Raw genomic sequence first — 25,973 nt, 5'->3', positions numbered from 1 at the left:
CCGCCGTTCAGCTCACCGGCACCTGGGAGTTCCCGGACTGCGCCTCCGGCTTCTTCGAAGGGCCGCGGGAACCGGCACGCCGCGGCGCCGGAATCCCGGCGAGCGCCACAGCGCACACGGAGGTCAGCACCAGTGCGGCAGCCGGGGCGATGGCTGTGAACGGAGCCCGCTCGACGTAGCCGATGCCTTCGGCCAGCAGCAGCCCCCACTCCGGGGTGGGCGGTTGCGCCCCGAGCCCGAGGAATCCCAGGGCAGCCAAGGCCAAAGCCACCCCGGGCAGCCGCAGCATCCCGTGCCGCAGCAATGCGGGAATCACCGCTGGCAGCAAATGCTGGATCCAGATCCTGCTCCGCGGGACCCCCGAGAGCGGAAGCCAGCGGATATGCGGCATGGCCCGCGCCTCGTCAAGCAGCGAGGCCGCATGGGTGGCCAGCGGAGGCCAGCTCACCCAGAGCACGGCCAGCGCGGCACCGCCCACCGATGGGCCCACCAGGGCCGCGATGACGACCCCGGCAAGAATCGGCGGCGTCGCGTTGGCAATTACCGCCGGTCCGCGCGAGATCTCGCCGGCCGCCGCCAGCAGCAGGCCGATCAGGATCGCGCCGGCCACGATCAGCAGTGCCGGTCCCACGGTGCCCAGGGTTCCGTGGGCTACCCGTGCCAGCAGATCCCTGCCGCTGGCATCCGCGCCGAAAGGGAGGCCCGGTTCCGGGGCCTGCAGCCGCCCTAATGCAATGGCATAGGGATCGCGCGGCAACCCGGAAGCCAGGATGGCCAGCAGTGCGGCGCAGGTGATGCCCGCGGTCCAGCGCTGGATCCTGCCGGTGCCGCGGGCCTCGGGCGGGGCAGGCAGCGACCCGGGCGGCAGGGCGCCTCCGCGCAGCGTGCGCCGAGCCGCCGCGGTGAGCGCCCCGATCAGCACGGCCGAGGCCGCCATCAGCAGCAGGCCGGCCTGCAACGCGGGAATGTCCTGCGCATTGGCGGCCCCGAGCAGGTAGCGGCCGAGCCCGGGGATCGCGAAGACCTGCTCCACGGCCACCGCGCCGCCGAGCAATCCGATGAACGCCAGGCCAAGCTGGTCGATGACCGCGGCCGCGGCCCGGCGCAGCACCCCGGAAAGGATGGCCGGCGCCGGTGCCCCGGCCAGGTGCCAGATCCCGACCCAGCGTTCGCCGGCCACCGCGGCAATGGCATCTGCCGCCAGCCGGCCCAGCAACCCGCCGGCCGGGATGCCCAGTGCCAGCGCGGGCAGAATGGCGGTTTCCAGCCCGGTCCACCCATAGGGCGGCAGCCATTGCAGCTGCACCGCCACCAGCACCAGCAGCATGCTGGCGAGCAGGAATTCCGGCAACGAGGTCAGCGCCACGCCCAGCGGACCGGACCCGGACTGCCGCTGGTTGCGCAGCACGCGCAACGCCGCCGGCAGCACCAGGGCAAAGGCCACGGCCAGCGCCACCAGGACGGCGAAGGCGGTGAGCGTGGCGGAGACCGACAGGGCCCGCCAGGCTCCGGGTGCGATCGGCGCCCCGCTGACCCAGGAGCTGCCCAGATCCCCGTGCAGCACCCCGGACCACCAGTGCCAGCTGGTGGCCAGCGGTCCGCGGTCAAGGCCCAGCTGCGCGCGCACGGCGGCCAGAGCCTGTGCGGTGGGTTCCAGTTCGGCATAGCGGGCACGGAGCACCGCCGCGGCCGGATCGGTGCGCGAAAGCCAGGGCAGGGCGCCGGCCACCAGCAGCAGCGCCAGCGCGCTGAGCAGGCAGGAGGCGAAGGACGCCCAGGCGATGCGCCGGCGGCGGGAGAACCAGTTCATCGGCAGCCCGGCCCCTACTCGTTGCCCAGGCGGGTCTGCGCGGTGACCAGCTCGCGTTCGCGCGGATCCTGCGCGGCGCCGTGCACGGCAGGGCTCTCGCCCTGGATCACGCGTTCGTGCAGCAGCGGGATGGCCGCGTCGGTGCCCAGGATGCGGGCCTCGGCGAGCATGATCTGCTGCTGGCGCTGCTCCCCGGCATCGGTTTGCGCGGCCCGGTCGATGGCCTGCTCCACGTCCGTGTCGCAGAGCTGGGCGATGGCGAAGCCGCCCTCGCAGGTGAAGTCCGAGGCGAAGTACGCCACCGGATCCCCGGAATCCAGCACGGTGGCGCGGGAGAGGATGAAGGCATCGAAGGCCCCGTCCAATGCGTCGGCTTCGATGTATTGGTACTCGCGCACATCCTGCTTCACGATGAATCCGGCGGCTTCCAGCTGCTGCTGGAGGATCACCGCGACCTCTGGCAGCTCGGCGCGGTCGGTGAAGGTGCCCAGGGTGATCTCCACGTCCTGGACCTGCGCGGGTTCGGCGCGCTGGGACAGCAGCTGCCGGTATTCTTCCGTTTCGCGCAGCCCGGCGGCGTAGGGCAGGGCCGGGCCGAGCAGGCCGTCAGCGAGGTCCGCCCGGTTCTCGTACACGGACTGGATGATGGCGGCCCGGTCAATGGCCTCGCGGGCCGCGGCGCGCACCTCCGGATCGGCGAAAGGCCCCTTGGCGGTGTTCAGGTACAGCGTATTGGTGCGCGGCATCGGCACTTCGGTGAGCAGCTCCTGGTCCACCGAGGCGGCCTGGCCGGCCGGGATGGCCTCGACGATATCCGCTTCCCCGGTGCGCAGCGCGGCGGTGCGCGCGGTGCCATCGGGCACGAACTTCACGTCGATGCCGGCAGCCTCGGCCTTGTCTCCCCAATAATCCTCGTAGCGGTCCAGCGTGGTCCCGGACATCCCGTCCACTGCCGTGATCTGGAACGGGCCGGTGCCGTGGCCTGCCGGGTCAACCCCGCTGTTGGTGTAGGCCTCGGGCGCGAAGATGGCCAGCTGCGGGCTGGAGAGCCGCTGGGGCAGCAGCGGGTCGGGATCCGCGGTGGTGATCCGCAGCCCGTGTTCCCCGAGCACCTCGACGCCCAGGGCGGTGCCGTTCAGGATGCGCGGCACCGGGGTGGAATCGATGGCCCGCTGCAGGGAGTTCGCCACCGACGGAGCACCCAGCGGCTGCCCGTTATGGAACGTGACGCCCTTCCGGATGGAGAATTCCCAGACCAGGTCATCGATGCGTTCCCAGCTGGTCGCCAAGGCCGGCTGGGCATCCCCGGACTCATCGAGGGTGACCAGGGTTTCGGCGGTGGACCAGCGCGAGAGCTTGAACGCGTCATCGCTCAGCGGGCTGAGCCCGGAGCGGGGAGGCTGCATGTGGGCCACGGAGATGCGGCCGGTGCTGCCGGCCTGCTCGGACGCTGCGGAGAAGCAGCCGCTGAGGGCCAGCGTCCCGGCCAGCGGGATGGCGAGCAAGGCCAGTGTTTTCTTGCGGAGTCGATTCATGGGTGCGGTGTCCTTGGGTGATAGCGGGAGCGGTCAGGTGGGGCTTATTGGGCGGGCGGTTGGATGCTGATGGTGCGCGCGCAGCACGCCGCCAGCTGCGGGTCATGGGTGATCAGCAGCAGGGCAATGCCTGAAGCTGCGGCGGTGGAGAGCAGCTGGCCGGCAACGGCCTGGGCGGTGCCAGGATCCAGGGCGCTGGTCGGTTCATCAGCCACGAGCACGCACGGCTTCACCGCCACGGCGCGGGCCAGCGCGGCCCGCTGCAGCTGCCCGCCGGAGAGCTGATGCGGGCGGCGGTCCAGCAGCCCGGGGTCGAACTGGGCCAGCTCGGCGGCCTGGGCAATGAGCGTTGCCGGGTGGGCGGAGGGGAGCAGCCGGGTGATGGCGTGCTGCAGCGAGGTGCGGATGCTCCAGCGAGGCACGAAGGCGGCGGCAGGATCCTGCGGCACGCCCTGGACCAGCCGGCGGCGTGCCGCCGCATGGCTGCGTTTTGGTGCGCTCCACGGCTCCCCCAGCACCCGGATCTCCCCGGAGTGAGGCAGCCCCAGGCCCAGCACGATGTCGGCCAGGGTGGATTTGCCGGCGCCTGATGGGCCGGTGATGGCCACGGCTTCGCCCCGCGCCAGCGTGAATCCAATGGGATCCAGGACCAGCCGGCGGGCTCCGCCGTGCCCGCGCCGTGCGCTGAGGTTGGATGCTTCCAGTGCGGGGATGCTCAAGCGGACACTCGTTCCCCGCGCGGTGCGCTCGCACTGGGACTGGCGATCTTTCCGGAGTCCAGAACGAGGTGCCGGGTGGCCAGTGCCCGGGCTGCGGCCGCGTCATGGGTGGACAGCACCAGTGCCTGCCGTTCATCCAGGACCGTGCCCAGCAGTTCGAGAGCCAGATCGCGGGAGCGGTCATCAAGTGCGCTGGTTGGTTCATCGGCAATGATCACCGGGGCCTCGCTGAGCACTGCCAGCGCTATGGCGGCGCGTTGCGCCTGCCCTCCGGATAATTCAGCGGGACGCCGTGCGAGCAATGACGGATCACCAAGTCCCACGGCGTCCAGCGTGCTGGCAACCTGCTGCGCGCTGGCGCCGGTGGCCTTGCGCAGTTGCCGTCTCAGCGGCAGCAGCGCGTGAAGGGCATCTTGGCCGCGTTGCGGTATGCAGCCAATGCGGAGCGAGTCGGCAATGCGGGTGCCGGAGAATTCCAATCCGGGTGCCCAATGCCCGGTGATCATGGACAGCAGCAGCGACTTGCCAGCACCCGAGGGGCCGGTGATGACCACGCGCTCGCCGGGAAGAAGCGTGAACTCCTGGATTTCAAGCAGTGCGCGGTTCTCCGCGGGCAGTCCCAGGCGTGCGTTGCGCAGGCGGAACACCGGAGCAGGCGACTGATGGGCGCCAGGCTGGCCGGCCGATGGGGAATTCACATAAGTCATAATGAGAATCATTATCACTTAAGCTTTTGGGGCGAGGCAAATCACCTGAACCGGCGTAAGCGGCTAGGAATGCGGTGGGATAGGTGCCGGCGGGTTTGAGAAGCGCAAAAATGTTGGGATGATGTTTGACTGGAGTTTACGAACTAGTTGAAATGCACCCCGATGATCCAGGAGCTGTTGTGCGCCCCACCCGCTTTGCCCGTCATTCACTTGCCCGCCGGGCAGGAGCAATCACCGCTTCCAGCCTTGGCTTGGCCTTGCTGCTCTCGGGCTGCGGTTCGGATTATCCGTTGGGGGAGGAGCAGCGCAAGGCGGCCGAAGCGAATACCTCCAACCTGGAAGGCACACTGACCGGCGGCGGATCCACCGCGCAGAACTCAGCCATGAATGCCTGGAGCACTGAATTCTCCACCCTGCACCCCAAGGTTCAGGTGCAATACGCTTCGGTGGGATCCGGCGCCGGACGCGCAGGACTGCTGGCTGGCGGTACCGAGTTCGCCGGATCTGATGCGTATCTGAAGGACGAGGAAGTCCAGCGTTCCATCGAAACCTGCGGGCCGCAGGGCGCGATCAATATTCCGGCATATATTTCCCCGATCAGCATCGCCTTCAACCTGCCGGGCATCAAGGAATTGAATATGGATGCCGAAACGATCGCCCGGATCTTCTCCGGCGAGATCCGTTCCTGGCAGGACCCTGCCATCGCCAAGCTGAACCCCGAGGTTCAGCTGCCGGATATCCCGGTAACCGGGGTGGCACGTGCCGATGACTCGGGCACCACGGAGAATTTCACCGAATACCTGCATAGCGTGGTTCCCGAGGTATGGACCCATGAGCCCGATGGCGGCTGGCCGGATGCCACTGGCCTGGAGAAAGCCCAGGGCAATGCCGGTGTGGTCACCACTGTGACCCGCGCTGTCGGAGCGGTCACCTACGCCGACGATTCGCTGGTGGATCAGTCGCTGGGCAAGGTGAAGCTGAAGGTCGGAGATGAATTCGTGGCCGTCAGCGGGGAAGCCGCGGCCAAGGCCGTGGCCGAATCCGAGCGCGTCGAAGGACGCGGGGAGCACGATATCGCCCTGGAACTTGACCGGAAGACCACCGCTGAAGGCGCGTACCCGATGGTGCTGGTCTCCTACCTGCTGTTCTGCAGTGGTTATGAGGATCCGCGGACCGTGGAACTGGTCAAGACCTTCGGGCAGTACGTGGTCAGTGATCAGGGGCAGAAGACGGCGGCCGACTCGGCCAAGAGCGCGCCCATGCCGCAGCAACTGGCAAAGGAAGCCCGCGACGCCATCGCCTCGATCACTGTGCGCTAGAAGTATCCCTTGACGCCTTAGACTGCAGGAAGGGTCAATAGTTAAATATTGCTTGACTAGTGGTCAAATGGGTTGCGTTCCTCCGTGTCGAGAAAAGGAAACCCCCTCAAGAGGATTACAAATTGATCCACGTGAGGGGGCGTTGGGCTGAAGTTTTAGGAGAGCACCATTCCACCGTCAACCGTGATGACTTGTCCAGTGAGATAGTCTGCCCCGCTGCTGACTAAGAACAACACTGTGGGTACCAGATCCTGGGGTACCGCCACGCGGCCCACGAGAATTTGTTTGGCGTAGTTCTCCATTTTCAGCTGACGCGTTATGTTGTCCTGCTGAATACCCTTCCACAAATGCGTGTCAACAATTCCTGGAGCGAATCCAGTGACACGGATGTTATGTGGTGCCAAGGCGCGTGCGCCCGATTGAATCAGCGAAGATACAGCTGACTTGCTGGCCGCGTACGGTGCGAAGTTTGCGCTAGCATTCTTGGCAGTTATGGAAGTCGTATTGATGATACGACCGCCTTGTCCCTGCTTGATGAAAACCTTCGCAGCTTCCTGCATGCAGAGCAGTACACCCAGACCGTTGACGGTCATCGTGCTGTTCCAGTCTTTTTCTGTCGCGTCGAGGAATGGGACCTCGGCTGAGATACCGGCGTTGTTCACCATGGCGTACAGGTTTCCGAATTTGCTGACAACCTCTGCTATGCCAGCTGCCACGGATTCCCTGTTGGTTACATCGAACTTAACCGCATGTGCTTGTCCTCCGTTGGCTCGCACCTCTGCGGCAACTTGGTTCGCGGCATCCAAATCGATATCGGCAATACCGACGCGTACGTCATGCTCGGCTAGGCCACGGGCAATTGCCGCGCCGATACCGCTACCGCCGCCAGTGACGATGATCGTGCGTCCACTGAGTGTTTGCATTTGTTGTCCTGACTTATTCGACGGTTATGTTGAACTGTTCCATGACCTTCACTGTGGAAGCTGACTTTTTCTGCAGCAGGTCGTACCAATTGGCTGCATCTTCTTCGGATAGTAACGGCATGTAGTTGTCTTCAGAGAGCTTTGTGAAGTTCTCGGATTCGCGCGCAGTGTTTGCGGCATCTTTGATCGTCTTCACCACTGCATCGTCGGTGCCTGCGGGAACCGCGATTCCGTACATGGTCAGTGTTTGGTTGTCTACGGGCAGTCCTGCCTCTTCGAAAGTCTCTACATCCGGCAGGTAGTCAAGACGTTGGCCGTCGGCAGTCAGCACCGCGAGAGCTTTGAGATCTTTGTTCTTGATATATGGCATGACAGCCTGGGCATCCAGCATTGCAACGTCGGTCTGTCCGCCGATCAGTGCTTGAGACGCGGGCGCAGCACCATCGAATGGAATTGCTGTGGCTTTAATGCCGAGCTCGCCGAATATTGCAGCCTGATTGACATGCGTTGGATTTGCCCATCCAGTTACCGCGTAGTTCAGCGGGCCTGAGGACTTCAGGTCCTCGACCGACGAAACTTCCGAGTTCGAAGGTACGACAATCACATATGGCTGAGTGAAGATACCACCTACTGCGTCGAAGCTTTCGAATGAGTAGGGTGTGGTGCGTTTAACCGACTGCACGAACGAATCATCGGTGGAGAACACCATGGTGTAGCCATCAGGTTTCGCGCTAGATGCCTCAGAGAGCCCAGTGATACCGGAAGCGCCCGGCCGGTTTTCAACGATGACGGTCGTGTCGAGTTCTTTTTCCATTTCCGTGGCGAGCGCACGCGCGGAAATGTCGGTTGGTCCACCAGCCGCGTACGGAACGAGCATGGTGACGTCACGGGTTGGGAAATCTGCTTCGGGGCTTCCTGCTGCATTGGAACCGCTGCAGGCGGCTAGAGAAGTGATGAGAACGAGTGAACCGGCCAAAGCAGACAGCCGAGAAATGCTTTTCTTCATTGGATTCTTTCGAGTAGGGGTGGATTAGGAAGCGGAATTGAGTGAAGTGCTCAGTTATCTGGAGTGATCAGAATCTTGCAAGACCGTTTCAGCTGACTGGGCAGTTTCGTTGTCGACAACTTCTGCTCGACTGGAGTCGTTCTCGGTGGTGATGGGCATGATGTCCTGCACACGGGTCCTGCGCTTTAGCAGGCGCAGAATGAACGGCAACAGAATGATAACGGCCAACAGCAGCACGAGCACCGCTGATACCGGTCGCTCCACGAAGATGGCCGGTGATCCGTGGCTCATCAGCATGGACTGCCTGAAGGAGGTTTCCAGCGTTGGACCAAGGACAATTGCCAGGGCCATCGGTCCGGGATCGAAACCGGTCTTGCGCATCAGATAGCCGATAACGCCGAAGACCAGCATGGTCCACATGTCGAACGTGCTATTCGAAACGGAGTAAACGCCAACCATGGTGACGATCAAGATGACGCTGGAGAGGATGCCGATTCGCACCTTGACCAGATTGACGAAGACCCCAACCAGCGGCATGCTCAGGACCAGCAGCATCATGTTGCCTACCAGCATGGAAGCTAATACGCCCCAGAAGACGCCAGGATGCTCGCTGACCAACGCTGGGCCTGGCGTGATTCCCTGGATTAGCAAAGCGCCATAGATCAGTGCCAGTACAACGTTCGAGGGAATGCCTAGGGAAAGCAACGGCAGGAATGATGAAGTGGAACCAGCGTTATTCGCAGTTTCCGGACCGGCAACTCCCGCGATGGCACCCTTTCCGAATTCTTCGGGGTGCTTGGAGACCTTCTTTTCGGTTGCATAGGATGCCAACGAAGAAACGACACCCCCGCCGCCAGGAAGTAGACCGAGTACGAAGCCGATAACAGATCCTCGGGCAATGGCACCGCTGGAATCCTTCATATCCCTGCGGGTTGGCAGTACCCGGCCAATTTTGCCCTTGATGCGTGCGCCTGTGGCCTTTTGCTCCAAATCGTATAGAACGTCTCCGATACCGTAGAGGCCCATGGCAACTGCCACGAAGTCGATGCCGCGAAGCAACTCTGCGTTTCCGCCAGTGAAGCGAGCGACGCCGGTAACTGCATCGATTCCCACTACCGCGACGAGCAAGCCGAAGCAAACGACGATGAGATTCTTCAGCCGTTTGGCTTCGCCGAGCGTTGCTACCATGAGGAGTCCTACGATGGCAAACAGTGCATACTCTGGTGGTCCGAGTTTGACGGCGAACGCTGCCACGACTGGCGACAAGAAGATCAGGCCGATGGTCGCGACCACGCCACCGGCAAACGAACCAATCGCGGAAATTCCCAACGCGGGACCGGCGCGTCCCTTCAGCGCCATTTTGTGACCATCGTAGACAGTCACGACGCTGGCGGCTTCGCCTGGAAGCCTCAGCAGCACTGAGGTGATGGTTCCACCGTAGTAAGCGCCGTAGTAGATTCCGGCGAGCATGACGATCGCGGATTCAGTCGGGATTACGTAGGTCAGGGGCAGCATAAGCGCGATGGTGGGCGCTGGTCCGAGGCCCGGCAAGATTCCGACGATCATGCCGACTACTACGCCAATGAAGACATAGAGCAGGTTCATTGGATCAAGCGCCACCATGAAACCATCGAGGACATTAGAGAAATCCACGGCTACAGTCCCTTTCCTAGGATCAAGTTGACAATTGGATCAGCAGGCAGTGGAACTGCCAACAGAATGCTGAAGATAACCACAAACAACGCTGTCTGGACAACCGAGTACCACAGGACGAACCGCCAAGGTTCGCGTGCCATCCAACGCAGCCACGCGATGCTGATTAGCAAAGTGGCAAGTGTGAACCCGACATATTTGAACAACAGGATGTAGGTGATCATCAGTCCGAATCCGGCGACGTTGACCAAGGACTGCTTGCTGAATGCTTCGTAGTCAGAGTTGTCTCGTTCTGTGAAGAACAAAACAAGTGCAGCGATGAACATGCCGAGTCCAATGAGGAATGGCCAGGCCCCGGCACGTGGTTGAGCCAATGTTCCTAGTCCTAGGGCGAACCCGTAAATGGCGCAGCCGGCTCCGACAAGCGCAATAACGACTGTCGAGATTTGGAAAGGCCGAAGCTTGAATCCCACTTCATTGTGATGTGACATAGGTGACACATTATTATCCTGACGTTACAACGTCAAGTAAATAATGTAACGATCGCGTTATGTAGGATGTTTCCATGCAACATGACAACAAGAGTTCGCTCGTCGACTCGACCATTGCGGAAATCCGTCGCGACATTCTGACAGGGCAGTGGAAGCCGGGTGAGCGACTGCCGTTGGTTCCCTTGGCCAAGCGATATGAAACCAGCACGACTGTCGTGCGTGAATCGTTGATGCAGATGTCTAGCAATTTTCTTGTTATCAATGAGGCGAAACAGGGCTTCTCTGTTCCCTACCTATCGTTGTCTGCGCTCGAGGATTTGAACCGTGTCCGTTGCCGTGCAGAAGAATTGGCATTGGAGCTCTCAATTGAACGTGGAGATTTGATGTGGGAATCTACCTTGGTGGCGGCTCAGCATCGGCTGAAGCATACTGAACGCTTCGGACCAGGGGATCAACGTGGTTTGTCCGAGGATTGGCTAGACGGTGCCAAGGAATTTCACCGTATTTTAATTTCTGCCGCGGGTATCCCGCTATTGGCGCAATTGGCTGACGCGCTGGAAGACGCGACTTCCTTGTATAGGCTTTGGTCTGGCGCAGAAGCAGACACAGAAACTAGGCATCTGGTTGATGAACATGACGAAATCGTTACGGCGGTCATTGAGCGCAATGCAGATAAAGCTGTGCGACTCTTGACAGAGCATTACAACGCTTCGGTCGAATTGATTCTAAAAGCTGGGCTTCGGCAAGAAGCTATCGGACCCGCCTAATTTCGGTCTCTGATTCCATGCTGCGTTGGGATGTGCTGGAGGGTCGCTCCACAGAGCAATGATCCAGGCACTTGCATGGGCGCCCGGCTTTCTAAATTGCAGAGTACTAGTACATCAAGCTGGCAAACATCTTCAGTCGCAGTGCCTTGGCGGTAGCCACATGGTCCTGAATGAGCTCACTTGCCTTCGCGCTGTCGCGCTCGCGGACGTGATTCACAATGAGCTGGTGCTCGTCCAGGGATTCGGTCCAGCGCGAGCCGATGGACAGCGTGGATGATGGGGCATGGATCTGGTGGGTGGCCAGGCGCTCCAGCAGATCCTCGAGCACCGGATTGTGCGCTGCGCGCCAAAGCGCGCGGTGGAAGGCACCTACCCGAGCTTTGCCGGCCAGGGTTTCGTCCGCCAGCCGGGCCTAGTCACCGAGGAGCAGATTGCCGGCTGGAGGAAGGTCACCGACGCGGTGCATGCCGAAGGCGGCCTCATCGTCGCCCAGGTCATGCATGCTGGCCGCGTCACCCACCCGGAAACCACCGGTGTCGACTACGTCGAAGCACCCAGTGCCATCGCGGTTGAGGGCGAGTCGCGCACCTACACCGGAAAGCACGCCTACCCGGTTCCGCATGCACTGGGTTCTGAAGAACTCCCACGGATCATCGAGGAATTCGTGACTGCTTCGCGCAACGCCATCGCCGCCGGATTCGACGGCGTGGAGCTTCACGGTGCCAACGGCTACCTGTTGCACGAGTTCCTGGCACCTTCGGCCACCACCCGCACCGATAACTATGGTGGCTCCCCGGAGAACCGGGCCCGCTTTGTCATTGAAGTAGTGACCGCGGTTGCCAACGCCATTGGCGCCGGGAAGACCGGCCTGCGCATTTCGCCGGAACACAATGTCCAGGGTGCGCTGGAAAACGATCGCGCGGATGTGCTGGCTACCTACACCGCGTTGGTTCGGGGCATCGCGCCACTGGGGCTGGCCAACCTGAGCATCCTGCACCATGACCCAGCCGGCGAGCTCGTCCAGTCGCTGCGCAAGGAATTCGGCGGACCGGTGCTGCTGAACACCGGCTTCGCAGAGATCACCACCTATGAGGAAGCCGCTCGCGTGGCTGCCGAAGGCTGGGGCGAAGCTGTTGTCGTGGGCCGCCCTGCGATTGCCAACCCGGATCTGGTGCGCCGCTGGAAAGAACAGCTGCCGCTGAACGAACCGGATTTCGCGACCTTCTACACCGAAGGTCCCAAGGGCTACATCGACTACCCGTTCTGGGAGAACTGATCACGCCAGCTGAATAGCAATGCCAGCGGCTCCGTCCTACCTGCATTGGATGGAGCCGCCGGTTTATTGTCATGTTCTAGCTTCGAACCTACCCAAACCAGGGCTTCTCGGCCGCGGCGAGCGTCCCGTCGTTCTTGGCCATGTTCAGCCACTGGTTCACGTACTCTTGGAACTCGTCATCACCCAGCGGCTGCATTCGGCACTCGGATAAAGGTCGCCGGCCCACGTCAATCTGCTGTGGACCGAACAGGCACTGACAGACGTTGAGGCTGCTTAGAAAAACAAGTTAAACAGCCTCTACAAAACCCGGGGCTTGACATCTCTGGGTGCGTCGTCTGGTCATCGGGCGATGGCAAGGCGTATTGCCGGGTCGGCTGGATCATGTTTCACTAATACCAGTCTACCAGCCCGCCCCTTTGGCCTTGTGCCGTGGGAGGGCTGTGTGGTTTTCCGGGGGCTAAAGATCCGGGTGAAATGTTACCGCTTTAATCGCGGAAGTGTCACCGATGTCCTGATCTAGAACTGTCGCCGAAGTCCCGATAGGAAACTATGTTAACTTCGCCAGCCTGATCTAACGCGACAAAACTCATCACGTCGTAAACCGGTACCGACAACGTGCTGTCCATCCGAGGACTCGTTGGAAGTACATCATGCTGCATGCTCACACAGCTCGGCATATGGCTTCAACCGGGGATATCAATTAGCCGTTACACGGTCATCGGTGATTCAGCGATAGCGAATTGCCTGTCGCTTGCAGGCCTCAAAGCGCATGGGTTCAAGCCCGCACTTCATGTAGCAGCCAGCGGAAGGCTGAAGGTAAAGGTAGCTCCATGAGGTGCGCTTTCGTGTGCGCTGATGGTGCCGCCCTGGCGGGTGATGATCCGGTAGCACAGGGCCAAACCGACCCCATGCCCGTCTGCCTTTGAGGTGAAGGCTCCAGCAAATATGTCATCTCCCGGAAGGTGCCCGATCCCCCGTCCATGGTCAATGACCTCGAACGTTGCCATTGTGCCGCTGCGCATGGTGGCAACCTCGATATGCCGGGCCTCCTCATCCCATGTCGCCATTTCGTCGATGGCGTTAAAACAGAGATTCTGCACGACCTGCCCGATCAGGATCGGTTCACAAATGATGGGAAGGCGCTCGCCCGTGAGGGTGAGCATTGTGCTGACCCCTTTGTCCCTGCCGCGCAGTTCAATGAAATACATGCTTTCACTGACTATCTCATTGAGATCTGCCAGCTCTTCGGACAGTTCCATGTTCCCGGCAAATCCTTGGACGCTGTTGATGATCTTGGAGGCCCGCCGGATTTGGGTTTCGGCGCTGTCAATGCCGAATCGCAACGGATCAACAATGTCGTCCGGGATCTGATCCATGCGCGAGCGGAGTCCACTGAGGAAGTTATTGGCTGCTGCAACTGGTTGTGCCAGCTCGTGGGAGAGCAGCATTGCCATGTCTCCCATGGCGTGCTGGCGCCCCATGAAGTTGGCATAGGCAAAGGAACGCTCTTCTTCTTTTTCCCGCAGGACCTTGTCGGTGATGTCATGGAATACCCATACATGGTGGTGGACGTCGTCCTCGCCCCGGACGTACTCCAACGATCCGGTCAGCCACTTGGTTGAATCCTCCGAAATCGGGAATTCAAGGCGGATTTCGGTGGTCACGTGGGTTTCCCTGTGCTTTTGGATTTCTGCCTTGAGCTGCTCGCGTTTGTGTGGCACCGCGATTTCCGCCAGATGTTTCTTGAGCAGCTTCCGCGAGGCACACTGCAGGACCCGCAGGGCGCTGGGACTCACCGTGGAAATCCTGAGGTCCACATCGAGAAGCAGCACCCCTGCATCCGAGCGCGCCAAGACCGTCCGCATGAGCTTTTCGGCTTTGCTGACGCGGCGTTGGAGAGCCAGTTCTGAATTAATATCCCGGAATTCAATCATGACTACGGTTCTTCCGCTGAGCACCATGCGCTTTCCGACGGCCTGAGTGAGGACCTCGTGGCCATTTTTTGTCCGGTATTTCCAACGGATCTGGTTCTGTCCCTCTTCGACGTCGAGGTGCAGCCAACTCTTGGCAATGGTCCGTCGGTATTGCCGCTCGCTGCTGCTCATATCTTCGGACTTCAACGATTTGAGTTCTTGAAGCGTAAAGCCGAGCATGGTGCAAGCCGCCGGATTCGCCCAAAGAATTTCTTTGGTGGTTGCATCGTGGATCAGGATGCAATGCGAAATGGAATCGGCAAGGACCTTGAAATCTTTAAGTGCCGGGAAATCCACTATGTTGCCCCTCTGCTGGGTTTGTGCTGACTGGCTCGCGGCCGAAACTTGGTTGGCACGTCTTAGACCTCGTTGATGTCCACATCGTATTGCAAGATGTCGCGCACCAATGTAGGGATGCTCTCCGCGTCGGTTTTGGTTTTGATGCGGGCCCGGTGCACATCAACAGTCTTGGCACTCATACCCAGCCGGCGGGCAATGTTCTGGCTGGGAAGCCCTTCGATGACTAGGCCCAGGATGGTCAGTTCGCGCGGCGTAAGGGTCTTGACCCGATTAACTACACGCTGGCGTGCGGCATTCTTTTGGTACAGTGCTTCCGCACCAAGCAGGTTTTCCTGGATTGAGTCCAGGAGGATTTGCGGATCATAGGGTTTTTCGAGGAAGTTGACCGCCCCATTACGCAGGGCCTTTACCGACATGCGGATGTCGCCATGCGCAGAAACAAAAATGATCGGCATGGGGGAGCGGCGCTGCACGAGGAGATCCTGCAATTGGAATCCGCCAACCTTCGGCATCCGGACATCAAGGACAAGACAGGCAACCCGATCCGGATCGTAGTTCTCCAGAAATGAGCTGACTTCCGTGTAGCTTTCGGACTGGATATCGACGCTCTCAAGCAGCCATTGAACGGATTGACAGAGCTCTTGATCATCATCAACTATGTAAACTACGGGCGGCTGTTCGAGCATTGGTGCGTCTTTCGAAGTGTCGATTGTGGGCGAAGTTCGAATGTACATTTCGCATGCGTTAATTCGAGGCGTGGCTTATCTGTTGAGGATTGCCTCGGAAAATTACGGGCGTTGTGGGTATCCATTGATTGATGGATGCCATGGCACTGCCCTCCTCCAACCTCTGCGCCAATCCCAATCAGGTGATGCGCCTAACCTGGGTGTGCTATGTGCATCACAGTCTATCGGATCGAATCCCTTAGTCAGAATACGGACATTCTTTACTTTACTTGCGCGGTTTCCCCGGGGGAGCATTGAAGAAGCTTCAGGCAGCGAGACCAGATAGCCGGTTCATCTTTTCGGATGCAGGCAATCGATTGTTCACAAGATTTGGAGGGTAACTAGGGCTGGTACTTGCCTCGGGAAGTCCTGCGGGAAATAAGAAAATCCGAGATAGTTCCTTCATTAGATGAACCCTCGTCAACATGGCAACCCCAGCTTACAGCGAGCGTCGAAGACGTTCGTGCCCTTGGCGAACACAAAATCCAGGAATTTTGAACGGAGCAACACGCCTGCGTGGAAGAACGCGCCCTTCGGAGTGTCCCACTTCTGCGGCGAGCATGCTCGCTGCGCCAACCATTTAGCAAGAATAAGGAGAAGATTCATGACCGAACAGCAGACAATTAATATCGCGAACGATCAGCAGACCGTCGAAGCCCTGGTGCGCCGTATTGAAATTCTGGAAGCCGAGGCGGACATCCGCCGTATCCAAGCCCGCTACATGTTCCTGTGCGATACCCCGATGCCTGAATACGGTGTGAAGGATGACGCCGAGCGCATCGATCTGATCATGGACCTTTACACCGAAGACGCCGTCTGGGAAGGCGTGGGCGAATACTACGACAACCAGTTCGGCCGTGCCGAAGGCGCCGAGCAGATCCGTGCCCACTTTAATGAATTCTGGGGCGAGAAGCAGGACCCTGCCCTGCTTCTTAACGCTCACTACCTGACCTCGGAACAGATCAATGTCACCGGTGATACCGCCGAAGGCCAGTGGATCCACATGCAGCCGTGGCTGTTCTCCGACGGAAAGTCGCTCCTACGCTCCAGTCGCCTATTCAACACCTTCCGCAAGGAAAACGGCGTTTGGAAGATCACCCGGACCCGCACCGAGAATGTTTTTGTCGCTCCGTTGCCATCCAACTTCGCCTCGGATTACCCTGCCACCTCGGTCCTGATGCGCGACTAAGAAAAGATCGCTACGCTGCCGTGCTTCCAGGCCGGCACGGCGGACGGCAAATGCACGCTTTGCCTTCCGCCCGCGTGCTGCGGATCATCCACTCAATTAATAACCAAAGGTAGAAACATGGCAACATCACAAACTAATGCCGGTCAAACTGTAAGTGCCGAGAAAACACGTGGCTTCCGCCGCATCGTCTTCGCCTCGGTCAGCGGTACGGCAATCGAATTCTATGATTTTTTCCTCTACGGAATTGCTGCCGCACTGGTCTTTAACCGAGTATTCTTCCCAGAGCAGACTCCGCTGGTTGGTGCGTTGCTTGCCTTTGCGACATTTTCCGTGGGCTTCATTGCCAGGCCGCTGGGATCAATGGTGTTCGGCAGCTATGGGGACCGGCTTGGCCGCAAGCGTGCGCTGATGATCAGCTTGATGGTCATGGGCATCTCCACGGTAGTCATTGGCCTGATTCCTTCCTATGGATCAATCGGAGTGGTTGCCCCAATCATCCTGACCGTCGCCCGTTTCCTGCAGGGTTTTGCCCTGGGCGGTGAATTTGGCGGCGCAATCCTGATGATCAGCGAGCATTCACGTCCGGAACGCCGTGGATTCTGGGCCAGCTGGGCCCAGGCCGGCGGACCCATCGGCAGCATCCTGGCTAGTGGCGTTTTAGCCCTCATGGCAACCGTGGGTGGCGATGAATTCTTCATCAATTACGGATGGCGGATCGGTTTCATCCTTTCGGCGGTATTGATTGTCCTGGCGTTTTTCCTGCGCCGTGCCGTGGAGGACTCGGACGTCTACCATGCGGCGCAGAAGGAACGCGAAAGGCTGGAAGACACCCCGCTCAAGCATGCCGTCAAGCGCTACTGGAAGCCCATTCTTCTGGTTCTGGCCGCGACCCTGGGAGAAAAAGCCACCTATTACGTCTTCGGTGTCTTCTCGCAGACCTACCTGGTCAATGTTCAGCAGATTAATCGCGAGGATATCCTGAATGTCTTTTTCTACGGTTCGTTCATCTGGTTCCTCTCAATGCTCGCCGGCGGTTGGATCTCCGACTACATTGGCCGCAAGAAGACCTCGCTGCTGGGATTCGCCGTAGCCATTATCTGGGTTCCTTGGGGTCTGGGCATGCTCACCGGGGATGCGGTGACCATTACCCTGATCGCCACGGTTGTGTTTGTCGGCTTGATTGCCCACGGCATCGTGGTCGGCGGACAAGCCGCGATGTTTTCCGAAATGTTCCCCACCCAAGTGCGCTATACCGGTGCGTCCCTTGGCTACGCCATGGCCGCCGTGCTGGGCGGCGCGTTGACGCCGATCATCGGCACGGCGATGCTTGAGCAAACCGGAAGTATCACGCCGGTAGTGATCTTTGTGCTTGGCACCATCGTGATTTCGGTGCTGGCCATGTTCAGGATCGGGGAGACCGGACGCCGGCGTCTGCAAGATATCGACTCGTACCAGCTCTCGGGCAAAAAGCCGGCCGAGCAGGCAGCTGCCGAGAACCACAGAATGAATTAGCGCCAAGTGCGCTACCTGGATCCGGTGAATGGCGGCGGGTAAGGCTCCGCCGTCATTCATCACCCCATGCATGGCCGCTTCATGGCAACAATCTGAACGCTTCTGACAATGTCAATTGAAAGGTCCCCGATGACTACCCCAGCTACAAACGAAGTGGGCATGATTCGATCTCTGCTGTGCATCGGGGTGCTGCCACCCTTCTTTTCGGCAACAGCCGAGGAACGAAAGGCAGTCTTCAATGCGACAAAGTCCAGTTTTGCAGACCTGACCGGACGCTTTGGCGTCCGCGTGCTGGGAACCTTTGACGATGACACCATCCAGGTAGGCCCCTCGGATGGCTTCCCCTGGACCTGCTACCTGTTGCTGGACGCACCGGATTACGAAAGCATCCGACAGATCTGCAGCATCATCCGCGATACGCCGGTTGGCGACTCGCAGCTTTGGAAGTACTACAAGATCGAGGCGCGCCTAGGCCGTCCGCTTTTCTTCGGGGAGGACTAGATGAATCCGGTTGCCAACAATAACTCTTCAAAGATCGCACTGATCACCGGAGCCGCGCAGGGTCTGGGTGAATCAATTGCCAGGCGGCTGCATGCTGACGGATTTCGGGTTGCCATTGCCGACCTGAAGGATACCCAAGCCAAGGAGCTTGCAGCAAAGCTGGATCCGGCGGGTGAAACCGCTTTGGGGGTCGGGGTCGATGTCAAAGACCTAGCAAGCCTCACCGCGTGCATAGATGAAGTCACCACGACGTGGGGGAGTCCCGACGTGCTGGTCAACAACGCAGGCAAGACCGTGCAGCGTTCCGTTTGGGATATCTCGCCGGATGAATGGGACGACGTCATGGAAACAAACCTGCGCAGCTATCTGGTAGCTATCCAGAAGTGTGCCCCGGCCATGCGGGACAAGGGCTGGGGACGTATTGTGAACATGTCATCCTTCGCCGGCCAGCAAGGCGGCCTAGTGGCGGGCGCGCATTACGCGGCGTCCAAGGCCGGCAGCCTGGTGCTGACCAAGATTTTCGCCAAGGACCTGGCTGCCAGCGGAGTCACGGTGAACGCGGTGGCACCAGCGGCAATTCTCACCCCGGCCATGGGAAATCCAAGCGACGACGACCTGGCAAAAATGTCGCAGGGTATTCCGGTGCAGAGGGTAGGCCAACCCGAGGAAGTAGCTGCAGCGGTTGCATACCTGGTGGGCCCGGACAGCGGCTACACCACGGGAACAACCCTGGACGTCAACGGCGGGGTTTTCATGCGCTAGGCAGCAGGGAGGATTTTCCCCCTGGCCGATATCTGGTCAAAAGGTCATGTGAAAATGCAGGCCGAATTCGGTATTCCGAATCCCAAAAGCTGCGTTGAGAGCCGGTAATTCGAGGCACCGGCCCTCAACGCTTTTTGCTCCTGTATGGTTCGCGGCTCAATGACCATGAGTTCATGCGAAAAACAGCCGTATCAGCCGCATTTGTAGGGGTCTGAGCGGCTTGCAATTCATAGGGTGGACGAGAATTCCGCAAGAAGTGGCGAGAATGGGGCATGGACAATGTCCCACGAGCTACGGGACATTTGGCTCCCACCGCGGAAAAGGTGCCGTGGATGCTCGCAATAGATGCAAGTTGCCGCGGGGCAGCCCGGTCGTTTCCATGAAACATGCCAGTTGCGATCCGCATCCCGTCCAGCGAAGGCTGCGCCGCCCGTGAGAGCCGGCTGGTTCGGCTGGAGCCAGGAAGCTGAATACGCCACTCATTCTTACGTTGTGCTCAACAGGCTCAGGAACAGGACCCGCGAACGGTGGTCGGTGCAGTACGCCGGTTGCGCAGTCGACTCAGGCCAGTGCGTTGGGCAGCCGCATGCGGCAGGACAGACCGATTCTGTCACTGCACCGGCATACGTCGCGTTGCCAGGCGTCGCGGGGCCTGCCTACGAGAAAGAGTACGGTCATTTCAATGCCGCAAGACAGGCCGCACTGCACGCCCTGCGAATTGAAGGGAAAATGGCGACATCGCTAATACGTATCCTGCAACTGCCACAAGATCAATAGAAAACCGAGGGACCGCGGCTAATCGCGGTCCCTCGGTGTTGCAGTTGGCAGGGTAGAACATCTGCCGGGATATTAGCCCATGGGGTGAGCCGCCGGAGCCTGTTCCTTCAGCAGAGCACCACGTGAAATGCCGCGACTGCCTGCGCCTGAACCGAGGCCAGGGGCTGGCACGGCTCCCAGGGAGGGAAATCCTAGCGGGCGCCGGTCGGTGCGGCGGCCCGGGCAATGACCTTCTCAAGCCACAATGCGCTACTGATCGCCGCAGATTCACCATTCGGCGCGCCGATGACCTGGAGCCCCAAGGGAAGCCCGGCACTGCTGCGCAGACCGGGAACCGTGACCACGGGCAGCGCCATTGCCTGCCAGGGGCGGCTTAGCACGGGGTCTCCGGTGGCGTCGATGCCTTCCGGTGCCGCACCCGGAGCCGCCGGACCGATGATCACGTCAAATTCCTTGAATACCTCATCCATGGCGGTCTGGGCCCGCTTAATGCGCTCCAGCGCGGAGGTGTAGCGGCCGGCCGCATACATGCGTCCGTTGCGCAGCAGCTCCGCGAACTGCAGCGACAAGCCGCCGGGGTGGGCCGCTTCAAAGACTCGTTCCCTGGCTGCTTCTACGGCCATGACAATTCGGTGTAAATCGATCAGCTCGGTCACCAATTGCTCATTGCCAAGCTCCTCGATGGTTCCCCCGGCTTCCTCGATGATCTCGCGTGTTCTGCGCAACGCAGCAGTCATCTGCTCATCAACGACGTTCAGGTTCTTGGCTGACCACCACGCAACGCGCGGTGCCCGCAATTGCTTGCCTGCCTGATCCTGCTCGCCGGAAATGGCGGACCATGCTAAGGCAAGATCGTCCACGGTCGCCGTGAAAATGCCGTGGCTGTCAAATGCCGGGCTCAGCCCGACGATTCCGTCGGTGGCGAATCGTCCTTGGCTCATCACCAAGGACGCGACGCCGCAGTAGGAAGCCGGCCGCGTGACCGACCCGGCGGTCTGGGAGCCGATGGCGATGGGCACCTGGCCGCTGGCCACCGCGGCCGCCGAGCCGCTGGAGGAACCTCCCGGGGTGTGGCCCGGTGCTGCTGGATTCCGTGTGGGCCCGGGAGCGAAATAAGCGAATTCGGTGGTTACCGTCTTGCCCAGGGGCAACGCTCCGGCCTCGCTCCAACGCCGGACTATGGACGCGTCCTGCTGTGCTGGAGCAATATTTGCATGCAGTTGCGAACCGCAGCGGGTGGAGTATCCCCGGACATCAATGATGTCCTTGACCCCCAGGGGGACACCGTGCAGCGGACCCGCGGCCTCCTGTGATGCGGTGCCTTCGATGTCAATCCAAGCCTTGACGAATTCTTCGGTTTCGCCGATGCGTGCGCGGGCCTGGTCAAAAGCCGACCCGGCGGTGCGGGTGCCATCGGCGAGGTCGGAAACCAAACCCCGCAGCGGCCACGGCTGATAGAGGGTCACAGCTCGTCCTGCCACGCGGCATCGGCTTCCCAGAAGTCCATGCCGCTGGCGCCCACCGAATGCCGCCATTCCGAGGTGCGGACCAGCGAGGGCTCAACCTGTGCGGTGACGGCATCCGCGGCATCCGGGCCATCGGCGGAAACGGCCCAGTGCACCCAGTTGAGTTCCAGGCCTTCGGAATCGCGGACAAAGAGATCAACATGCCGCCAACCCCAGCCGTGCGTATCGTTATAGCAGGTTAAGGTCATTATTCGATCCGTATCAGTCATTGATCTTCCTTCCGGATGCGTTCATGGGATGCTTGTTCACGCGGTGCCAAGCCATTCGACTTTCCTTTATTCGAACCTACGATGTTCTGCCCAATGAAAGTAGTGACCTTTCCTAAAAATCCTGTAAGGGTTTCACCTATTGCCCGCAAGGTTTTTTCGTAACACTCATTGCTGACGGATGGAAAGAGGTAGCAAATGGTGCACGAAGAAGCTGAATCCGCCCAGCTCTGCGGCCCGTCTCGCCACGGGTAAAGATTTCACCTACGACCCACTCGGATATTGCCAATATCATGCAGGTCACACTTTCCATAGGATCGTACTCAACAAACAACCCATTGAGGAGCCATCATGGTCAAGACGCTCGAAAAGGTGCCAGAGAAGACGTGGGATTCAGTTCTAGCCGAACTAGCTGAACGACGCGAAGAGTTCCACGAGTTGGGATACATTCCCCGCGATTACATCGACAGCCTCAAGGAAATTGGCATTTACCGAGCATCCGCCCCGCAGCAATTCGGTGGAGAGCCGATGCCGCCGGCCGAGTTCCTGAAGATCATTGAAAAGGTTGCTCGCGTGGACGGCTCCGCCGGCTGGGTGGTTGCCTTCGGAACCGCGCTGACCTATCTCGGATCGCTGCCCCTATCAACCCAGGCGGAAATCTACAAGGACGGCCCGGACGTAGTTTATGCAGGAGGCCTCTACCCGATGCAGCCGGCAACCCGCACCGCAACCGGTTTCAAGGTCAGCGGGCATTGGAAGTTCGCCAGCGGCTGCATGGGAGCCGACTGGATAGGCGTGGGACTGGTGGATTCCAACGGAGAGAACAAGCCCCGCGCAGCACTGGTTCCCTTCGACCAGGTGGAGATTGTCAAGGACTGGGACGTCAACGGCATGCACGCCACTGGTTCCTTCGACACCGTGCTCAAGGACGTGGACATCCCTTACGAATGGACCTTCGTTCGCGGCGGCGCCTCGAATATCGACGAACCGCTCTACCGCTACCCGCTGCTCGGTTACCAGGCCCAGGCCCACTCGGCCGTCGCCCTCGGCGTGGCCCGGGCGGCCCTCGACTTCGTGCACGAGTCCGGTGCCTACACCGGAATCACCGGAGCACCGCCGCTGGCTGACCGCCCGTACTTCCGCCTCCAGTATTCGAAGGCCTACGCCGCGCTGCATTCTGCCCGTTCGTTCTACTACGACGTGGCTGAGCAGGTCTGGGAAACTGTCACCCGGGGCGACACCGTCACCGATGAGCAGAAAGCGCTGGTCCGGCTATCAGCCACCAACATGGCGGACGTCGCCTCGCAGGTGGTCCACGATCTGGTGATGATTTCCGGTTCCAAGATCATCAACAAGAGCCACCCGATGAACCTGCTGCGCCTCGATGCCCCGGTTCCTCAGCTTCATGCCCTGCTAAGCCAGAGCACCTATGACGCCGCCGGTGCGGTGCTCATGAACCAGCCATCGACCCTCCCAGGCTTCCTGTAAGCCATCCACCCACACCTGAAGGCAAGGAAGAATTATGACTACCGAATTCACCGCCGAAACCATTTATGATCTGCCCGCCGCCGACCTGGTGCAGGAAGATCGAGTGGCCGGGCGCATGTACACCGATCCGGCGCTGTTCGATGAAGAGCAGTCGAAGATCTTCGAAAGCACCTGGGTCTGGGTGGCGCACGAAAGCGAACTGCCCAAGGCCGGCAGCTTCAAGTCCACCTTCGTGGGCAAGCACCCGGTGATCATCACCAAGGACCGCAAGGGCAACATCAACACCCTGATCAACCGCTGCCGCCACCGCGGCGCCAGCGTCTGCGAGAAGCCGAAGGGTGAAGTCAACGGTTTCACCTGCCCCTACCACGCCTGGTCCTACGCCCTGGACGGCAAGCTGCGCGGCATCCCATACCCGGACGGCTACGAGGGCGTCATGGAGAAGAGCGAAATGTCGCTGAAGAAACTGCGCACCGAATCCTACGGCGGCATGATCTTCGCGACCTACAAGGACGACATCGAGTCGCTGGAAGACTTCCTGGGCGATGTGAAGCCGTGGATCGATCTGTTCTTCAAGCAGGGCGCGGGCTACCCAGTCAAGGTCCTGGGCAAGCACCGTTTCAAGTTCAACGGCAACTGGAAGATCCAGCTGGAGAACACCACCGACGGCTACCACTTCCCGATCGTGCACCGCTCCTGGATGGCATCGGTCGACGAAGAAACCGCGAACATGATGGAATTCATGACCGATGAAAAGTGCATCACCCACGACCTGGGCAACGGCCACAGTGTCATGCAGATGGTTCCGGCGCACTCGGACCTGGACAAGGTGGATCCGGACGAGCCGCTGCAGGCCCGCTTCAACCACGTGGTGGCCGAACTGCGCGAGCAGGGCGTCGACGAAGCCCAGATTCGCCGTTTGATCCTGGCGATGCACGGCACCGGCTTCAATCTGAACCTGTTCCCGAACGTTTCAATGTCGATCTCCTTCCTGCGTGTGCTGCGCCCGCTGAACGTCGGCCAGACCGAAATCGAGCACGTTGCCCTGGGCCCAGACGGCCCGGAGAACATCACCGGACCGGTCAACCGCGAACGCCTGCGCATCCACGAGCACTTCCAGGGACCCTTCGGCTTCGGCACCCCCGATGACTCCGAGGGATGGGACCGCGTGCAGCGCGGCTCGCAGGCGTCCCCGGAAATGCCGATCATGGTCAACCGCGGGATGGCCCGCGAAGTCACCAGCGAAGAAGGCTGGACCACCTCCCACGTAACCGACGAAACCGGATTGCGTGCCGCCTACCGACAGTGGAAGAAGATGATGAGCGATGACTGAACAAGCATTGATGACACAGGGCACCCTGACCGACGAGCGCGTGCTGCGAGCCATCGAATTGGTCTGGCGCGAAGCACAGCTGCTGGATCAGGCCGAATACGAAGCATGGAATGAGCTGTATACGGATGACGGGCACTACATCATCCCCATCGACCCGCAGACCACGGACTTCGACAATTCGCTGAACATGATCTACGACGATCGGCGGATGCGCCGGCTGCGTGTGCACCGCATGACCGAGGGCCATGCAATTGCCGCACTGGACGCGGCCCGCACCATCCGCACCGTGTCGCGGTTCTCGGTGGACGAGGCCAGCGACGAGCAGGTCACCCTGCACGCGGCCCAGGTGCTCATCGCCTACAAGCGCGGCAATCACGACCTGTGGGCCGGCGAAGTCGAATACAGCATCCGCCTGGGTGCCACCGCTGCCGAAGACCGGATCCTGCGCAAGATCATCCGCTTGGTGGATAGCGAGGATGTCGTCCCTGCCGCCGGGTTCCTGCTATGAGCTTGCGTGTGCGGGTTGAGGAAGTCACCGAAGAAGGACCGGGTATCCGTAGCCTGAGGCTGGTGCGTGAAGACGGAAAAGACTTCACGCCTTACCAAGCCGGCGCGCATATCGATGTCATCGGCCCCACCGGGGTGCTGCGACAGTATTCGCTGTGCTCGCCCCCTGAAGATCCCTCGTCGCTGATGATAGCGGTGAAGCGCGAAGCGGATTCACGCGGCGGCTCGGTGGCTCTGCATGAGGTGCAGGCCGGGGATTTCCTGAAGATCGGCAAGCCTCGCAACCTGCTGGCCATCGCATCCACTGCGGACAAGCACCTGCTGGTCGCCGGCGGCATCGGGGTGACTCCGCTGCTTTCCATGGCCTACCAGCTGCACTCGCGCGGCGAGGATTTCGAACTGCACTACTTCGCCAGGTCGCGATCGGAGATGTCCTTCGCGGACCTGCTGGAGAACCGCGCCGAGTTCCGTTCCCGCGTGGTGCTGCACGTCGGGGTGCCGCGTGCGGCCCAGGCCGAATTGCTGGCATCGCTCACCGATGCGCTCAGCGAAGCCAGCCACGTGTACACCTGCGGCCCGGCCGGGTTCATGGACCAGGTCGTCCAGGTCTTCGCCCCGAGCGTCGGCTCCGAAAACGTCCACCTCGAGCATTTCGAGGCGGCCGAGGTCGAGACCTACGGGGATTCGGCCTTCGTGGTCGAACTGGATACCGGCGAATCGTTCGACGTTCCGGCCGACCGCAGCATCCTTGCGGTCCTGGAGGACAACGGCATCGACGTGTTCAAGTCCTGCGAGGAAGGCATCTGCGGTTCCTGCGTCTCCGGCCTCCTGGAAGGGGAACCCGAGCATCGGGATAACTGCCTTTCCAAGGCCGACAAGGCCGCGGGAAACCAGATTGCGTTGTGCGTGTCGCGAGCGCGGTCAGAAAAATTGGTCATCGAGCTCTACTAGACGCTCGAGATTTAGCA

At 60.5% G+C, this 25,973-nt stretch carries 25 protein-coding genes; 11 read left to right on the top strand and 14 right to left on the bottom strand.

The features are described 5' to 3' along the window. Positions 1-7 precede the first annotated feature (7 nt). Genes ATK23_RS12180 through ATK23_RS12165 form a run of 4 tightly spaced genes read right to left on the bottom strand, consistent with a single transcriptional unit; the run spans position 8 to position 4,771 of the window. Positions 8-1,810, bottom strand: a complete 1,803-nt coding sequence (locus ATK23_RS12180; RefSeq protein ID WP_066142398.1) for an ABC transporter permease subunit — start codon at positions 1,808-1,810, stop codon at positions 8-10. A 14-nt stretch (positions 1,811-1,824) separates the two neighbouring features. Beyond that, positions 1,825-3,345, bottom strand: a complete 1,521-nt coding sequence (locus ATK23_RS12175; RefSeq protein ID WP_066142393.1) for an ABC transporter substrate-binding protein — start codon at positions 3,343-3,345, stop codon at positions 1,825-1,827. 44 nt (positions 3,346-3,389) lie between these two features. Continuing rightward, the gene (locus ATK23_RS12170) at positions 3,390-4,064 is read right to left on the bottom strand and encodes an ATP-binding cassette domain-containing protein (protein WP_066142390.1); all 675 of its coding nucleotides are present in this window, start codon (positions 4,062-4,064) and stop codon (positions 3,390-3,392) included. Then, complete coding sequence (locus tag ATK23_RS12165) at positions 4,061-4,771, bottom strand: ATP-binding cassette domain-containing protein (RefSeq protein ID WP_100339280.1); 711 nt, start codon at positions 4,769-4,771, stop codon at positions 4,061-4,063. The genes ATK23_RS12170 and ATK23_RS12165 overlap by 4 nt, the downstream gene beginning before the upstream one ends. A 179-nt stretch (positions 4,772-4,950) precedes the next feature. Here ATK23_RS12165 and pstS point away from each other — a divergent pair, with 179 nt between their 5' ends. Beyond that, entirely contained in the window at positions 4,951-6,090 is a 1,140-nt protein-coding gene (gene pstS, locus ATK23_RS12160) for a phosphate ABC transporter substrate-binding protein PstS (protein ID WP_066142575.1), read from the top strand. 155 nt (positions 6,091-6,245) lie between these two features. Here the strand turns inward: pstS and ATK23_RS12155 are convergent, their stop codons facing one another. From ATK23_RS12155 to ATK23_RS12140, 4 genes are read right to left on the bottom strand one after another with little or no spacing between them, the layout of a single operon-like run. Further along, positions 6,246-7,013, bottom strand: coding sequence for an SDR family NAD(P)-dependent oxidoreductase (locus ATK23_RS12155; protein WP_066142386.1), 768 nt, complete (start codon positions 7,011-7,013; stop codon positions 6,246-6,248). Between the two features lie 13 nt (positions 7,014-7,026). Next, positions 7,027-8,019 carry a tripartite tricarboxylate transporter substrate binding protein gene (locus tag ATK23_RS12150; protein ID WP_083515615.1) on the bottom strand — a complete coding sequence of 331 codons (993 nt, stop codon included), beginning with the start codon at positions 8,017-8,019 and terminating at the stop codon, positions 7,027-7,029. A gap of 54 nt (positions 8,020-8,073) precedes the next feature. After that, a complete protein-coding gene (locus tag ATK23_RS12145; protein WP_083515614.1) occupies positions 8,074-9,672 on the bottom strand; it encodes a tripartite tricarboxylate transporter permease in 1,599 nt (532 codons plus the stop codon). Positions 9,673-9,674: 2 nt separating this feature from the next. Then, positions 9,675-10,163 (bottom strand): tripartite tricarboxylate transporter TctB family protein, encoded by a 489-nt coding sequence (locus tag ATK23_RS12140; protein WP_083515613.1) that lies wholly within the window; start codon positions 10,161-10,163, stop codon positions 9,675-9,677. A gap of 74 nt (positions 10,164-10,237) precedes the next feature. Between ATK23_RS12140 and ATK23_RS12135 the strand changes: the two genes are divergently transcribed. Next, positions 10,238-10,930, top strand: a complete 693-nt coding sequence (locus ATK23_RS12135) for a GntR family transcriptional regulator (protein WP_066142378.1) — start codon at positions 10,238-10,240, stop codon at positions 10,928-10,930. Positions 10,931-11,036: 106 nt separating this feature from the next. On the opposite strand, the gene ATK23_RS12130 is transcribed toward ATK23_RS12135, so the two are convergent. After that, a complete protein-coding gene (locus ATK23_RS12130) occupies positions 11,037-11,258 on the bottom strand; it encodes an FCD domain-containing protein (protein WP_157801657.1) in 222 nt (73 codons plus the stop codon). Here ATK23_RS12130 and ATK23_RS12125 point away from each other — a divergent pair. Continuing rightward, a complete protein-coding gene (locus tag ATK23_RS12125) occupies positions 11,214-12,206 on the top strand; it encodes an oxidoreductase (RefSeq protein WP_245858395.1) in 993 nt (330 codons plus the stop codon). The two genes, ATK23_RS12130 and ATK23_RS12125, sit on opposite strands and share 45 nt — an antisense overlap. An 88-nt stretch (positions 12,207-12,294) precedes the next feature. Here ATK23_RS12125 and ATK23_RS16600 read toward each other — a convergent pair whose 3' ends face one another. The 3 genes from ATK23_RS16600 to ATK23_RS12110 form a co-directional block, all read right to left on the bottom strand. Beyond that, on the bottom strand, positions 12,295-12,402 hold the full coding sequence (locus tag ATK23_RS16600) for a transporter substrate-binding domain-containing protein (RefSeq protein ID WP_217994571.1): 108 nt from the start codon (positions 12,400-12,402) through the stop codon (positions 12,295-12,297). Positions 12,403-12,994: 592 nt separating this feature from the next. Next, positions 12,995-14,476 (bottom strand): PAS domain-containing sensor histidine kinase, encoded by a 1,482-nt coding sequence (locus tag ATK23_RS12115; RefSeq protein ID WP_066142376.1) that lies wholly within the window; start codon positions 14,474-14,476, stop codon positions 12,995-12,997. 62 nt (positions 14,477-14,538) lie between these two features. After that, positions 14,539-15,165 (bottom strand): response regulator transcription factor, encoded by a 627-nt coding sequence (locus ATK23_RS12110; RefSeq protein ID WP_066142373.1) that lies wholly within the window; start codon positions 15,163-15,165, stop codon positions 14,539-14,541. Between the two features lie 643 nt (positions 15,166-15,808). On the opposite strand from ATK23_RS12110, the gene ATK23_RS12100 reads away from it, so the two are divergent. From ATK23_RS12100 to ATK23_RS12085, 4 genes are all read left to right on the top strand, one after another. Then, positions 15,809-16,393: a nuclear transport factor 2 family protein gene (locus ATK23_RS12100; protein ID WP_066142370.1), complete on the top strand. Its 585-nt coding sequence runs from the start codon at positions 15,809-15,811 to the stop codon at positions 16,391-16,393. Between the two features lie 117 nt (positions 16,394-16,510). Then, entirely contained in the window at positions 16,511-17,905 is a 1,395-nt protein-coding gene (locus ATK23_RS12095) for an MFS transporter (RefSeq protein ID WP_066142367.1), read from the top strand. A gap of 159 nt (positions 17,906-18,064) precedes the next feature. Next, positions 18,065-18,406 (top strand): hypothetical protein, encoded by a 342-nt coding sequence (locus ATK23_RS12090; protein WP_100339325.1) that lies wholly within the window; start codon positions 18,065-18,067, stop codon positions 18,404-18,406. Next, on the top strand, positions 18,407-19,168 hold the full coding sequence (locus ATK23_RS12085; protein ID WP_066142360.1) for an SDR family NAD(P)-dependent oxidoreductase: 762 nt from the start codon (positions 18,407-18,409) through the stop codon (positions 19,166-19,168). Between the two features lie 968 nt (positions 19,169-20,136). On the opposite strand, the gene ATK23_RS12080 is transcribed toward ATK23_RS12085, so the two are convergent. Further along, complete coding sequence (locus tag ATK23_RS12080) at positions 20,137-21,411, bottom strand: amidase (protein ID WP_066142356.1); 1,275 nt, start codon at positions 21,409-21,411, stop codon at positions 20,137-20,139. After that, on the bottom strand, positions 21,408-21,680 hold the full coding sequence (locus tag ATK23_RS12075; RefSeq protein ID WP_066142352.1) for a hypothetical protein: 273 nt from the start codon (positions 21,678-21,680) through the stop codon (positions 21,408-21,410). The genes ATK23_RS12080 and ATK23_RS12075 overlap by 4 nt, the downstream gene beginning before the upstream one ends. 348 nt (positions 21,681-22,028) lie before the next feature. On the opposite strand from ATK23_RS12075, the gene ATK23_RS12070 reads away from it, so the two are divergent. Genes ATK23_RS12070 through ATK23_RS12055 form a run of 4 tightly spaced genes read left to right on the top strand, consistent with a single transcriptional unit; the run spans position 22,029 to position 25,956 of the window. Continuing rightward, the gene (locus ATK23_RS12070; protein ID WP_174520614.1) at positions 22,029-23,165 is read left to right on the top strand and encodes an acyl-CoA dehydrogenase family protein; all 1,137 of its coding nucleotides are present in this window, start codon (positions 22,029-22,031) and stop codon (positions 23,163-23,165) included. 34 nt (positions 23,166-23,199) lie between these two features. Next, on the top strand, positions 23,200-24,498 hold the full coding sequence (locus tag ATK23_RS12065; RefSeq protein WP_066142348.1) for an aromatic ring-hydroxylating oxygenase subunit alpha: 1,299 nt from the start codon (positions 23,200-23,202) through the stop codon (positions 24,496-24,498). After that, entirely contained in the window at positions 24,491-25,006 is a 516-nt protein-coding gene (locus ATK23_RS12060; protein WP_217994570.1) for an aromatic-ring-hydroxylating dioxygenase subunit beta, read from the top strand. The genes ATK23_RS12065 and ATK23_RS12060 overlap by 8 nt, the downstream gene beginning before the upstream one ends. Then, on the top strand, positions 25,003-25,956 hold the full coding sequence (locus ATK23_RS12055; protein WP_066142343.1) for a PDR/VanB family oxidoreductase: 954 nt from the start codon (positions 25,003-25,005) through the stop codon (positions 25,954-25,956). The genes ATK23_RS12060 and ATK23_RS12055 overlap by 4 nt, the downstream gene beginning before the upstream one ends. The last annotated feature ends 17 nt before the right edge of the window (positions 25,957-25,973 follow it).

Origin of the sequence: Glutamicibacter nicotianae (assembly GCF_002797775.1) — a bacterium.
Lineage (GTDB): Bacteria > Actinomycetota > Actinomycetes > Actinomycetales > Micrococcaceae > Glutamicibacter > Glutamicibacter nicotianae.
Note: the sequence above shows the minus strand (reverse complement) of the source record. Positions and strands in the feature narration are given on the sequence as shown.